This window comes from Pedobacter cryoconitis (assembly GCF_014200595.1).
Lineage (GTDB): Bacteria > Bacteroidota > Bacteroidia > Sphingobacteriales > Sphingobacteriaceae > Pedobacter > Pedobacter cryoconitis_C.
Map to the genome: position 1 here is coordinate 2,330,409 of NZ_JACHCG010000001.1, position 13,741 is coordinate 2,344,149.

Here is a 13,741-nt window from a genome sequence, read left to right on the forward strand (position 1 = left end):
CTGATCTGCCTGTTGCAATTTTTTTACTATTTATCTTAACTAATAATATTAATCATATAAGAAATAGCATCCGGAGAATGTAAAGCAGCGGTCGATTCCAATGTAGCTTCAGTAACTTCTACAGCCCGGGTACGCATGTTCTCTTCATAAGCAGCAATCGCAGATTTGATATCAGTAAAATCACTATTGATCAGGCAATCACTTAATTCCAGGGCATCGAGCATAGCCATATTTACACCTTCACCTGCATAAGGAGGCATCAAGTGCGCTGCATCGCCCAGCATAGTCAGATTAGGTAAAGCTTCCCAGTTTTGATCCAGTGGCATATAGTATTGTGGACGGGGGATAAAAGCTGAACTTGCATTTTCAAACAATTCAAGCCATACTTTATCCCAACCTTCATATTCCTTTTTAAACCAATTAATTACCTGTATTTTATCAGAAAAATCAATTCCGCATTCCCGGCTCCATAATTCCGGTATATTAAATCCTGTATAAAACACCAGGCTCCCATCTCCTTTCGAGCTTACAATCAGAGACCTTTCATTTCCCATTGCAAATATTTTTCCATCATTTAATAGCTGATGTATTTCAGGGCATGCTATTTCGCTATTATATACAGCCCCTTCAACTACCGTAACTCCGGAATATATAGCTTTTACAGGAGTCATATAGGGTCGGATCTTAGAGTTTGCACCATCCGCAGCAATCACCAGATCAGCATAAGCAGCAGTCCCATTTTGAAATTCCAGTTTCCAACCTTCATTTTGTGGAGAGAGTGAAACAAAACGACAATCCCATTCTACTGTACCCGGAAGTAAAGAGTTCAGTAAAATTTGTTGTAAAGGGCCACGATCAATTTCAGGACGGAAGCTTTCCTTTGCTTCACTCTCTTCTCTATTTCCCTGATCATCAAAAACAATATTGGCATGCTGATCCACAATCCGCAGTTTATCTGCACCAGGACGATAATTCGCCTTAAACTCATCCATCAAGCCAGCCTCTATAATAGCTTTTAAACCAGACTCATAATGCAAATCCAGCGTAGCTCCTTTCGGCCTTGCCTCACTATCTGCATCTCTTTCATATACTTTTACTGCTGCACCTCTGTTTTGTAAAATCCTGGCCAATGTTAACCCGCCCGGACCTCCTCCTACTATTGCAATTTTTTTGTTTTCAATCGTATTCATTTCTGTTTATTTAAGCATTCCTTTGATCACTGCCTCGCAGCATTCTAAAATTATCTTTTCTGTAATAATTTGCTCTGGCCTCTCCTGATAGTCAAAATATTCATTAACCAGGTCTAGCAGTGGAGAAAACAACATAGCCCGATGTACATCATGCGGAAAATCCCTGATGATATTTTTGGAGACATTTGATCGTAAAAAATGATGTATAGGTGCAAAGAAATGTCCTTGTTTAATATTTTCTTTTTGGAAGGCTTTGTTTAGCAGCGGTGACGATTTCCCATACTGGAGCAGTGCGAAAGAGTTTCTGTTCTCTTTCAGATATCGAAAAGTGTTCAGCCAGATCTTTTTAACCCCCTGTGGAAAATCCACCTCCGGATTAAAATTCTCCAATACAGCTTTTTCATAGGCTCCTAATACATCTTCAATAAAAAGCGTAATTAAGAGGTCTTCCTTATTTTCATATTTGATATAAATGGTACGAGGAGAAACATTAGCTGCTTTCGCAAGCTTCTGCATGCTCAAATTCTCCAATCCCTCCTCTGCAATTATCTGTAATGCTATGGTACGGATCGCTTGCTCTTTTTCTAAATTTTTTGGTCTCATGGTCAAAGATTTCCTTTCGTTGCAGAAAAGAATAAATCATAGGACAAATGTAAGTAAATAAACATTTACTTACAAAGTAGAATACAAAATAATTGATGTGATGCCATTTTAATGCTCACTAACAACTATTTTCAGAATAAATCAGGGATATTGTCAAGCAATTTCTTGCTTTTATCTTTCAGCTCATTGCCTTTTTGGATAATGGATTTGGGATCACTCATCTTTTGCAGCTCCGCATTGACTACTTCAAACCGATCTATAGTATCAAACATTTTATCAGTTTGCACGACGTTGTGTTCTTTCAGGAATGTTCTCCAATCAATTTTAGCCAAAACAACCAGCATTTGCCGGGTCGCTATTTTACCAATAAAGAATTTGTCATAAACACCGTCAAGTTTTGCATCAGGTTCTCTTTTATTCAGATATTCAATAGATTGTTGTATAGATTCACGCTCACTATCACTTAATAAAGGGCTTGTCTTTAACTTATTCAGAGAAGCTATAGCCTGCTCATTTTTACCTTTTTTGATATATACAAAACTCTCGATGCTCCATACTGTCTCATTCTGAATTCCTAATTGATGTGCATCGGCCAGGAAAATTTCAAAGTCGTCCAATGCCCTTGTTTCATCAATATCACGCTTCATCATTAAACGATCCAGACCTCTGAAAACATGATTTAAACCATGAAAAGCAACGTGTGTCTGCTCATTGTTAAACCTACCCCACTTGAAAAATGCCCTTGTATAAGGCAAATCAACTTTTTGCTGTTTGTCAAGCCATTTGATATTATTACCAATTTCATCCTCCGATAAATAATAAAACTTGTTGGTAAAAAATAGTAAGCCCCTTACAAATTGAAGCAAGGTTTTTATTTCACTATCAGGTAATTTATCCGGCTGTGTCTTACTGCATTCATAAAGAGAGATTTCCATACCTAAATCTTTCGCTGCCAATGCCAGCATACTCAAAACAGCATGCTCTGCGTTTTGTAATACAATTTTATCAGCTTCAGAACGACGAATGGGCGCCGTTTTTGGTTGTATCCCATCCAACAACGGAGGAAAAATATCTTCATCCGTCCTGGTCACGAAACTCTTAATTTTACTGTAATCCCGATACAATAGCGCAGCATCTACCAGTGAAATATTATTTTTTCCAGTACCCATTTTATCAATAATGCCGGATACTGCCCGTAATTCTTTAGCGTGATCACGATATTCAGGCATCGTTGTATCCTTTACAGCGGATGCACGTACGCCCAGCTTAGCGAATTTCCAGAATATGATCTTATCCGATGTCAGGCTCTTCACTAATCCCAGGCGATCTTTCTCTAATAGTAATTTGTCAGTTTGCTCACCTGAACATCCTGTCATCATCAAAGCAATAATTGAGCACGTTAAGTATCTATTCATTAGGGGAAAAATAATAATTTAAATCGATTATTTTAAAACTTAACAGCCTCCGAAGCTGTAAGTGATAATGACACCATCTTTTGTTTCTTTCAGCGTTATACTTGCTGAACCACCCTCCTGATAAAAAAAGAATTCTGTATCAATGTTCCGCTCTTTCATCGTATCCTTATCCAGATCTTTATTATACCACCAGCAGAATTTATCATATAAACTATTGGTCATTACTCTTTTCTTAACATCATGAAAATCAATATCTATTGAATCATTATATGAAGTCAGCTTTAACAATAACAATATAGCTTCATGCTTCTTTAAACCTTTTAAAAAGAGCGTATGTGTTTCACCTCCCGGACCATCTTTCTCGAAATACTGATACGCTGAAACCTGGTAGTTACCATTCTTAAACCGGTAAGTCTTTTGATAATTAATCTCGTCTTTACTTCCTTTTGGCAACTCTTTTTTACTCCTGGAAACTGGAGTACCAAAGAACCTGGTCAGATAACCAGTTGTTAATTCTTCAAAATCATCTTTACTGTTTTTAGCTACCTGCAAATCCGGTAAACAAGATAAGAACAGCTGCGGCACGTACCCGGTTTTATCCTGATATTTTACTTTTGTCCAGGTTCCAGGCATGCTATACCATGTACCACCATTTCTGTCTAGTTCTTCTTTTCCCGGTAATTCCATAACACCATAATAGCTTAATATGATATTGAACGCTGGCAATACTGCCTGACTAACATTTTGCTGTAATCTGGCTCCATTGGGAATTTTGAGCAGCACACGGCTTCCGGTATCTGGTTTTTCATATAAAGGAAGTTCACCCCCCTTCCAATTGTATACTGGTTTTATTTGCGAACGGGAATTCAGGCTACTGAAAAGCAAGACAAAAAATATTGATATTTTCAACACGTACATCTAGAGTTATTTAATTGTATGATCTGATTATTCGAAGTGAAAAGGAATTTTTTTCACTGGCGGTTTACCGATAAAGTTTTGTGGCGGAAGTGCATCGTCTCCTTTTGTGCTCAAGAGTTGCACTTCCTTAATAAATGCCTTTCCACTCACTGCAAAACCAATCTGGCCTTTAGCTTTAACAAAGTTTCTGGTATCTGTAAAAGAGATTACTTCTTCATCATTTATCCATATAAAAAACTGGTTGCCGGTTCTTTGTATTTTCCAATTCTGCCAGGTATAAAGTTTAGGTCTGTCTACTTTTGGCAGCGTACCAATATGCCCTGTACTTTGAATAAAACTTCCTCTTTGATCCAGATTTAGCAGTAAGGAACGGTCTTCAATGGCTACTCTGTCTTCTAACTGATTGAGCAGTATTCCAAGAAATTTAGGGCCATTTAAGTTAAGTATGACTTCAAAAAGGTTTGATTCCGGCTCTACTAAGGATGAAAATGTCAGGATATAGTTTTCCGGAACTGATTTGTTACAAAGCAGAATTGCCCAGTTCATATCCCGGCTTCCATGAATCATATGATCTTTAACCTCCCAGTCGCCATTTACTGTCAGCCAATTCTTCTGAAGCTTATTTTTTTTGAATGTTTCTTCAAACACGACTTTACTTTGTGCATTAGTAATCAATACAGTACTGAAAATTAAAAAGAATAATAAAAGGATTTTACGATAATTCATTATTGATATTTAAACTACTAAAGCTTTTTAGAACCCGCAACTTATCACTTTCTATTGAACTACTGGTTAATTATTTTAAAATTTTCACAGTATATTCATAGTATTTTACGGGTTATCTGACCCGTTGTTTGACAATCATTGTGTTCTAAATACACTCATTAAAACACTAAAATGCATGGTTTATTCCTACTTAGGCTTGTTAGGTGGTCAAAAAAAGATATCTTTAAACCATATTTTTTTATAATGATTAAAGAAGATTTTAAGCCTTTCATACCTGCGGAAAGTAATGTAGCAGAATTTACAATCAAGTCCATTTTACTGGGATGTATTGCCGGGATCATATTTGGTGCCGCCACCGTTTATCTCGCTTTAAAAGCAGGATTAACCGTCTCAGCATCAATCCCGATAGCCGTACTGGCAATCACGCTGGGTAAAAAGTTTTTTAAGACTACGATCCTGGAGAATAATATTATTCAGACTACAGGATCTGCCGGTGAATCTATAGCTGCCGGAGTGGTATTTACCCTTCCGGGATTTCTATTTTTGAGTACGGATATTGGCGGACAAAGTTCAGGAGAGGCATTTTTCAACTATATGACCATTCTGATTCTCGCAATTCTTGGAGGAGTTTTAGGAACAATGATGATGATTCCATTAAGAAGATCATTAATTGTCAAAGAACACGATACACTGCCTTATCCTGAGGGAACAGCCTGTGCATCAGTACTGAAAGCCGGAGAAAGAGGCGGAACATTTGCCCGTACAGCTTTTTGGGGCTTAGGTTTTGCCATGATTTATGCAATGATGCAGAAAGTTTTCCATGTGATTTCAGAAGCACCAACCTGGGTAACTACTCAGGCTAACAAATTCCTGCCTTCTGCGCAGGTTAGCGGAGAAATCACCCCTGAGTATATGGGGGTTGGTTATATCATCGGGCCGAAAATTGCCGGAGTACTGGTAGCGGGTGGTGTACTGGCATGGCTTGGACTTATTCCTTTATTAGCAACTTTAATTGATCCTGCATTAGCAGCTCATCAATTGGTAAAACTTGGATTACTTGCTGATATTACCAAAGCAGGCGGTTCTGTAGGATGGAATCCTGCCACACAAACATTTTCAGACTATCCACTGGCAATTTATCAGGCCTATGTGAAACAAATAGGTGCAGGCGCCGTAGCTGCCGGAGGATTTATCACTTTATTAAAGACTATACCTACGATTATATCATCATTTAAAGATAGTTTAGGTTCTATCAAAGAAGGAAAAACAGTAGCAGATACTAAACGGACAGACCGCGATCTTTCTCTGAAAGTTGTTGGTGTGGGAAGTTTAGCATTGATTATCCTGGTGGCAGTTTTACCACAAATTCCAAGTAACGGGATCTTAAGCAATTTACTGATTGGTGTGCTGGTTGTAATGTTCGGTGCATTCTTCGTAACTGTATCCAGCCGTATTGTCGGTTTGATCGGATCAAGTAACAACCCTATTTCAGGAATGACAATTGCAACGATCATGGGTACTTGTCTTGTTTTCATCGCAGTTGGATGGACTGGTAAAGTTTATGAGCCTATGGCATTGGTTGTAGGTGGTATGATTTGTATTGCAGCAGCTAACGCAGGTGCAACGTCTCAGGATCTTAAAACGGGTTATATTATTGGGGCAACACCAAGATATCAGCAGATCGCCTTATTTATTGGTGTAATTGTATCCTCTATCGTGATTGGGCTTACGGTTCGTATCCTGGATACCCCTACTCCTGAAATGCTTGCACAAGGTATTAAACATGCGATTGGTACTGAATTGTATTCTGCTCCTCAGGCTACACTGATGGCTACTTTAATTAAGGGTATGCTTTCTTTTAACCTTGACTGGCAATATGTACTGGTTGGTGTTTTTATCGCTGTTACCATAGAGTTATGTGGTATTAATTCTTTATCATTTGCTGTAGGGGCTTATTTACCTTTATCTACTACCCTTCCAATTTTTGTGGGTGGAGCGATCAAAGGAATTGTAGACTGGAAAGAACGCAAAAAAGTAAAAACTCCGGAAGAAGAAGAACTAGGCCCTGGAAATCTCTTTGCAACGGGACTGGTTGCTGGTGGTGCACTGGCAGGAGTTGTCGTCGCAATTCTGATGGTTATCCCTTCTGTACGGAGTAACCTGAGCAAAGTCGATGTTCAGCCATTATTTACCCGCTGGTTTGGTGCTGGTGGTTATGAATTACTGGGTGTATTGATCTTCCTTTTCATGGGATTTGTATTGTACAACATCTCAAAAAAGAAAAATGAGGCAGAAGATATCATAAAATAGGTATCACTAAAGGAGGTTTATCGCTCTCAAAACCTCCTTTAGCACGTTAATTTAACAGTTTTTTAACCTTAAATACAATTAATCAGGCTTAGGATCAGGCTACTATAAGATAAGGGTAATATTTATTTGCACTATAAGCCCCCTACTCCTATATTTGCATCACTTTAAACGGAAACGCTTAGAGTATTGTTCTGAAAAGAATGATGATTCCGTAGCTCAGCTGGTAGAGCATTACACTTTTAATGTAGTGGTCCTGGGTTCGAATCCCAGCGGGATCACGAAAGGCGCAAGAAATTGCGCCTTTTCTGTTTAAAATGTTTTTTCAAAGGTGTTTTTCAAAAAATAATAAGTCATTTCACACCAACTGAAACCAATCTGAATGGTGCCCTAACTGGTGCCCGATTCTAATTGGTAAGTTTGGGCACCAGTCAAAAAGATTCATTTGACTCCAAATTATTAAAGAGCAAGCTGTTACCGGGTTATCCGGCCATAAACAAGTTTTTAACTTTAACAGATTGAGAAATGAAAAGTAACCAAAACATGTCCATTCTTTTTTGGCACCGTAAATCAAAAGCTGACAACAACGGCTATGCCCCTATTATCTGTAGAATTTCCATTGATGGAAAACAGATAGAGTTTTCTACTGCCAAAAAAATTCCTAATGATAGGTGGGATGTGGAAAAGAAAAGGATATTGCCTTGTCCAGAAGCAAAAAGCATCAATTCAGCCTTAAACAGGATACAATGTGAACTTGAAAAGCATTTTACTATACTACAATCACTGCATGAGATAGTAAGCCCTGCAATGCTCAGGAAAAGTTATAGAAACCTTTCAATAGATAATAGTAAAAAAAAGGAACAAACAGGAAACAAGATTCCAACCCTGCTGGAATTGGCCTCTCTTCATATTGAGTGCTTCACTTTACTAGTGGAGAAAAACCAGAGATCAAAGGAAACTTTAAAGCAGTGGAAATCGACAAAGAAAAAGATAGCTGAATTTATTACATACACTTTTAAATCTAAGGATCTTGAACTTTCAGAAATAGATCAGTCTTTTGCTCATAAATTTTATACCTTCTTAATTGTTAAAAGAAAACCATCTATTCAGCAGGCGGCAGCTATGAAGCAGATTAAAAACACTAAACAATTGCTCAACATCGCTGAAAATAATAAGTGGATTATTAGTAATCCGATAGAGAAATTTAGATGCGGATCCGAAGAACCTGAAATTCTACCTTTAGAATTGTTTGAGGTCGAAAGTATCTGGCGCAAGAATCTTAGCATTGACAGGCTTATAAAAGTACGAGACGCATTTATATTTCAGTGTTTCACTGGCTTCGCTTACCAAGATATATACAATCTATCACCCCAAAACATTGTAAATGTCGGGGCAGAAAATGAAAAGTGGTTAATCAAGGAAAGAGGTAAAACAAAAGTTACCGAAATGGTTCCAATTCTCCCGATAATCACTGAAATTATTGCGAAATATAAGGACGATCCTTATTGCATATTTCATAAAAAATTGATTCCAGTAAACAGCAATTTCAGGTATAATTGCTATTTAAAGGAGCTTTCTGACCTATGTGGAATTGGTCGACCGCTTAATAGCCATTTAGCCAGACATACCTTTGCTGATTTGATGCTCAACACTATGGATTTCCCCCTGGAAGATGTAAGTAAAATGCTCGGACATAAGAACATCAGGACAACACAAAGATATGCTAGGATCAAAAAGAAAAGAATTAGCAAAAAAATGAATCTCTCCAAACACTTGTTATTTGATGCAGACGGACAACTCAAAAAGACTGAGCTTCCGCCATTCATATAAACCAAATTTATGAATTTAAGGAGGGAATAACTAAAGTGATTACCTCCTTAAACTATTTAGAGTAATAGGCATCATATGTGATTTTGCTTTAAATTAATGGAAAATTAGATCTAAATCAATAATGTATTTAATATTGAAATAATAGTAACCTCTCTTTCAATAATACCTGATAACAGATCAAAAAAAGTACCTTTCATTTCGGGATCGTCTTCCGAGTATGTGAATAAATCTTCATTGTCTAATTCAAGAATTTCAGCCCTTAAAATGGCACTAATTTTCTTCCATTCTAAGTTGACAGACTCTATAGATGGATATCCCCTATTAAATTGGACGCCTTTATTAAACCGGAAAATTGTATCCGGATTTTGAACCTCATCTACCCCTAGTAAATTTGCAACTTCAAATCTCAATTTAACTTGGCTACCGATTAACAATGGGATTTTATCAGCGTCATTTCCTAAAAGACTTAAATCAAGTGTTTCAATTCCATATATTACTTTAGAGATAAGGACTGTATGCAAATCGTACTTATGAATGAGTGTTGATAAGCGGATGTCAGCGTTAGGTTTAACCATAACTTGGTAATGGGTTATAATTTTATCTTAGGGATGAAGTATTTATAAACATATTATTATTGTCCAACATCCAGGAAATAGTGAGTCAAGCTTTTGCTTTAACTTTGTCTATATATAATATAAACAACGGAGTATCTAATTTGTTGAAGTTATTATATCAAATTAATAATCTATGACGTAGACATTTTTCATTATAGGGATAGGTACTTCTGCTGGTGGTATTCCTTCATCAATTGAATTTTTCCACAGCCTGCTTTAAATATTAAATCAGCATTTATTATAGCGACCTATTTAATTCGGTGGAGATCATCCAATAGCTATAGAAAGACCAGGTGAGATTGCAAGATACTTAGATAATTTATGTAGTATATATTACGACGACATAAAACCAAGTGATCAGCTTGAGTCAGGTCCAAAATGATAAAGTAAGGTTAATGATAATTATCTTCTAAAAGCAGGCATGAATCCTCTATTCAATATTGTATCTATGGCTAGATGGGCACGATTTATTAGGTATGAATCTATTAAAGAGTAAAAAATTATTAAAATCACTTTCAGAAAAAATCCCTGTGTCTAAATTAAGCTAATTCCGGCTTGGTACCCAACCGTACTAAGGTCGAACCATTTTGTACAAATTGATAAAAATGGAAGTTTACCCATGAATATCCATTGTGCATAAAGATCATTTAATTTATGTTTTTGAGTGATATTTAGATTCTATTTTAACGCAAAAAAAATCTCCTTGTAAAACGTTATTTTTTTTCCGGTTCTTTTCCACCACAATATTGCTCCTGTTATAGAAAGTAAACCCGGGCTTAATCCAAGAATAACATATAACCATCTGATAAAATCACCACCATAATGGCCTATATGAAATTGATAAACTTCCCATTCAAACCGATCAGAAAATGACTTCTGATCGATATCACTAATACTTTTAAATTTCCCGTTAACGGCATCAAAAGACAAACCACTTGCTTTTCCCTGGTGTAAAAAAAAGGACGTAGAGGGTAACTTCCCCCTAACAACAATATCCTGACCTCGAGCTGTGGGAATGTTGATGGCTATGGGCTTAAATCCACTTACCTTCAATCTGGCTGATTCAAGTACCTGGTCTAGATTAGCAGAGACCTCATAAGCTGTTACCGGAGGATTCAATTTCCAGGCTGAAGGTTTAAAGTGCTCCTTGTTCATCCAGAATCCGGTAAAAAACAACAAAGCATTAAATAATACTGCCCACACCCCTACAATCCTGTGTAAGGATGAAATTGTAGTCCTTTTGTTTTTAAAGTTAAGGCCTGCTTTAAACCTTAAAGCATCCCAGAAATGTTTCCTGTAAATGATCGTTCCGGTGATCAGAGATAACAGCATAATCAGTCCAATAATTGCGCTGAATAATTTTCCCGGCATTCCAAGTTGTAAACTATAGTGAAATGAATAAAGCCATCTGAAGAAGGAAGGCGTAATATCCTGGTAACTTCCTTCATTCAATATCTCCCCTGTATAGGGGTTGACAAAAACAAAATACAGGTAATTTTCAGTTATACTTTGCTGGTTTTTATACAGCATGAACTCATAACAATCGTAACGGTCCGCAGGAAAATCATGTAGAACAATCTTTTTCAGGTCTGGATGTGTTTGAGCAATGCTACGATAAATGTGATCTATAGAAAGCCTGGATGATGTTGGATTCAGCTGGTGTAATTCCGGATTAAAGTAACGGTCAAGATCAGTTCTGAACATCAAAGCAGAACCACTAAGACCATACAGCAGGAGAAATACTCCTGCTGTAAGCCCCAGCCAGCCATGTAATTTAAAAGCCTGTTTAGTGATTCTTACTTTTAACTTCATGTAAACAATTGTTAAAAATGATACCCCAAAGTAATCCTTGCTTCCCTTGGAGGATAAGGCACGTAGGCAAATAAACCTGTAGCCGGACCAACAGCAGCCGGAGCTGGTGTAACCCAAGCACTTCCATAGTTAAAACGGTTCAGAATGTTGTTTACAATACCATTGACGGAAAACCGGGTATTTGACCAGCCAATGCCACCATCTAAACGGAACACAGGTGCAAGGTTCAAACCTGTTTCCTGCGAATATCGGCCACCTCTGCCGGCTTGTAGCTGATAACCACCTGAAATGGTGAAGCCTTTGATATTTTGGAATGGCAATGCGTAATTAAGCCAGGTATTCTGCATGTGCTTCACAACATATGGAGACGGCAAACCAATATAGGTCGGTCGTGCATCTTTGGAGATATAAGAATCGGTATAAGCATAATTAATCACAGCATTCAGGCCCTTAACTATTTCACCCTTCAGATCGAACTCAATCCCTTTAGATTTGGTTTGTCCAATTTGAGTTTGAAGATTGGTTGATGGATCTGTAACGATGATATTGTCTCTGGTAATATGATAAACCGAGACAGTTGTATTCCATTTACCACCCATCCAATCCTTTTTCAAACCAGCTTCCAGATTCTTGCCACGCAAAGGCTCAAATACTCCACCAGTGGCATTGATCCCACTTTGGGGTGTATAGGTCTGGTCAAATAAAGCATAGGCAGAAAAATCGGGCCTAATGGAATAACTTAATCCGATACGAGGGGTTAAGACTAAATCAGATACACTTGAAACACTTGGAATAGCTACGCTACTTTTTGAGCCGGTAAGTCTTACTGCCAGTGTTAGCCTTAACTTATCATTCAACAGATTTAACTCATCTTGTATATAACCAGCATAATATTCTACCATTGACTTATTGGTGGCAATGTCGGCTAAGGGCCCTGTTCTTTCATTCGAGTCAAACGTAATACCATATACAGGATTGTTTATATCTAAGTTGTACAATGCTGGATTCGCCGTCTTATCATTATAGCCTGAATAAGCTAGTAAATTTTTCCTGTTGAAATCAAATCCACCTAAAACCTTATGCGTAATACGTCCAGTTTTGAATTCTCCATTTAGAAATCCCTGGAAAGAATACACATTCGTTCTAAACCGTTCGTAAGTAACCCTTCTTGGAAGAAGATTAGGGGTATTCTTATTGTAAGAGGAAACAAAAAAGTAGTTACCGTCCAGATTATCCTGTGCAAAAGTAGCCTTAGCAGTAAAGTCCCACTTATCGTTGAATTGGTTATGGTAGGTTAAAAACGCATTATTTTCTCCACTGTTTACCGGTTTTTTATTTGGATCTGCGATGCTGAAATCTTTTGGCAGAGCAGCAAAACCGTTAGGAGAAAAAACGGTTAAAAGGTATTGCTCAAATCGCTGTTTCTGATAAATATATTCCCCTGAAATGTAAGAATGATCATTGATATTGTATTTAATGACCGGATCTACAAGTACCTTATCATTAAATGCAAACTTCTGGAAAGATCTGGCCTTCTGTCCTACCGCATTTAGCCTGTATTCCCATTTTCTGGCCTTATCAAAATGACCATCCAAATCAGCTGTAAGCCGGTAAAGATCAAAACTGCCTGCAGTAAAACTAATGTTGTTTGAAGTTACTCCAGTGGGTTGTTTGGTTACAATATTGAATGAACCTGCCGGATCTCCGATGGAATTCACAAAACCCGCGGGCCCCTTAATAAATTCCATGCGGTCAATAATTGCGGCATCTTCGGGTGCAGGGCCATAATAGATCATAGAAAGGTCAACTCCGTTGCGCAAGGTATTAATCGCTGCTCCCCTCATAAATATAAATGGACCATAAAAATCTGCGGTATTGTTACGCATTGCGCCACTAACATTTCTTGTAATGCTCTCATTAACATTAATTGCCTGCTGATCCAGAATAATGCTTTTATCTATCTCCTGGATATTCTGAGGCAATTGCAACAAAGGTGTTTTTAGCTTTAAGCTATTGGAGGACTTATCTATCTTGTACTTTTTATAATATTTAGAACTGATCTGTACTTCATTTAAATGCCGGGCAGAAGTATCTACTTTTACCGCAGCACTGTCTTTTTTATTCTTTTTGTAATTTTGAGCCTGTACCACCGTGCCAAATAGCATCAACAGGCAGACCATCCATAATTTATTCATTTTTTTTCTATAAAACTGTAAGTATTGAAAGCAATGGAACGTATTTACATTACTTCTTCAAGTGAGCCTTTGAGTCTGTCAGGTTTGATTTTGTAAAAAAGCCTATCAAGCTATTTTCTTGATAGAATCAA

10 protein-coding genes and 1 tRNA gene are annotated in these 13,741 nt (G+C 37.4%); 3 read left to right on the forward strand and 8 right to left on the reverse strand.

Translation table 11 applies throughout. The annotated features are described in order from the left end of the window. Positions 1-35 precede the first annotated feature (35 nt). The 5 genes from HDE70_RS09740 to HDE70_RS09760 all read right to left on the reverse strand — a co-directional run bounded on the left by HDE70_RS09740 (position 36) and on the right by HDE70_RS09760 (position 4,852). A complete protein-coding gene (locus HDE70_RS09740) occupies positions 36-1,190 on the reverse strand; it encodes an FAD-dependent oxidoreductase (RefSeq protein ID WP_183889647.1) in 1,155 nt (384 codons plus the stop codon). Between the two features lie 6 nt (positions 1,191-1,196). Beyond that, positions 1,197-1,793 (reverse strand): TetR/AcrR family transcriptional regulator, encoded by a 597-nt coding sequence (locus tag HDE70_RS09745; protein WP_183866981.1) that lies wholly within the window; start codon positions 1,791-1,793, stop codon positions 1,197-1,199. Between the two features lie 131 nt (positions 1,794-1,924). Further along, positions 1,925-3,208 (reverse strand): short-chain dehydrogenase, encoded by a 1,284-nt coding sequence (locus HDE70_RS09750; RefSeq protein WP_183889649.1) that lies wholly within the window; start codon positions 3,206-3,208, stop codon positions 1,925-1,927. Between the two features lie 39 nt (positions 3,209-3,247). Next, positions 3,248-4,117, reverse strand: a complete 870-nt coding sequence (locus tag HDE70_RS09755; RefSeq protein WP_183889651.1) for a hypothetical protein — start codon at positions 4,115-4,117, stop codon at positions 3,248-3,250. Positions 4,118-4,153: 36 nt separating this feature from the next. After that, entirely contained in the window at positions 4,154-4,852 is a 699-nt protein-coding gene (locus HDE70_RS09760) for a hypothetical protein (protein WP_183889653.1), read from the reverse strand. Between the two features lie 243 nt (positions 4,853-5,095). Between HDE70_RS09760 and HDE70_RS09765 the strand changes: the two genes are divergently transcribed. From HDE70_RS09765 to HDE70_RS09775, 3 genes are all read left to right on the forward strand, one after another. After that, positions 5,096-7,162 (forward strand): OPT family oligopeptide transporter, encoded by a 2,067-nt coding sequence (locus HDE70_RS09765; protein ID WP_183866977.1) that lies wholly within the window; start codon positions 5,096-5,098, stop codon positions 7,160-7,162. Between the two features lie 205 nt (positions 7,163-7,367). After that, a tRNA-Lys gene (locus HDE70_RS09770) sits at positions 7,368-7,440 on the forward strand. Positions 7,441-7,684: 244 nt separating this feature from the next. Continuing rightward, entirely contained in the window at positions 7,685-8,989 is a 1,305-nt protein-coding gene (locus tag HDE70_RS09775) for a site-specific integrase (RefSeq protein WP_183889655.1), read from the forward strand. 110 nt (positions 8,990-9,099) lie between these two features. On the opposite strand, the gene HDE70_RS09780 is transcribed toward HDE70_RS09775, so the two are convergent. The 3 genes from HDE70_RS09780 to HDE70_RS09790 form a co-directional block, all read right to left on the reverse strand. After that, positions 9,100-9,564 (reverse strand): hypothetical protein, encoded by a 465-nt coding sequence (locus HDE70_RS09780; protein WP_183889664.1) that lies wholly within the window; start codon positions 9,562-9,564, stop codon positions 9,100-9,102. Between the two features lie 717 nt (positions 9,565-10,281). Beyond that, the gene (locus HDE70_RS09785) at positions 10,282-11,415 is read right to left on the reverse strand and encodes a PepSY-associated TM helix domain-containing protein (RefSeq protein WP_183889666.1); all 1,134 of its coding nucleotides are present in this window, start codon (positions 11,413-11,415) and stop codon (positions 10,282-10,284) included. Positions 11,416-11,426: 11 nt separating this feature from the next. Further along, positions 11,427-13,610, reverse strand: a complete 2,184-nt coding sequence (locus HDE70_RS09790; protein WP_183889668.1) for a TonB-dependent siderophore receptor — start codon at positions 13,608-13,610, stop codon at positions 11,427-11,429. Positions 13,611-13,741 lie beyond the last annotated feature (131 nt).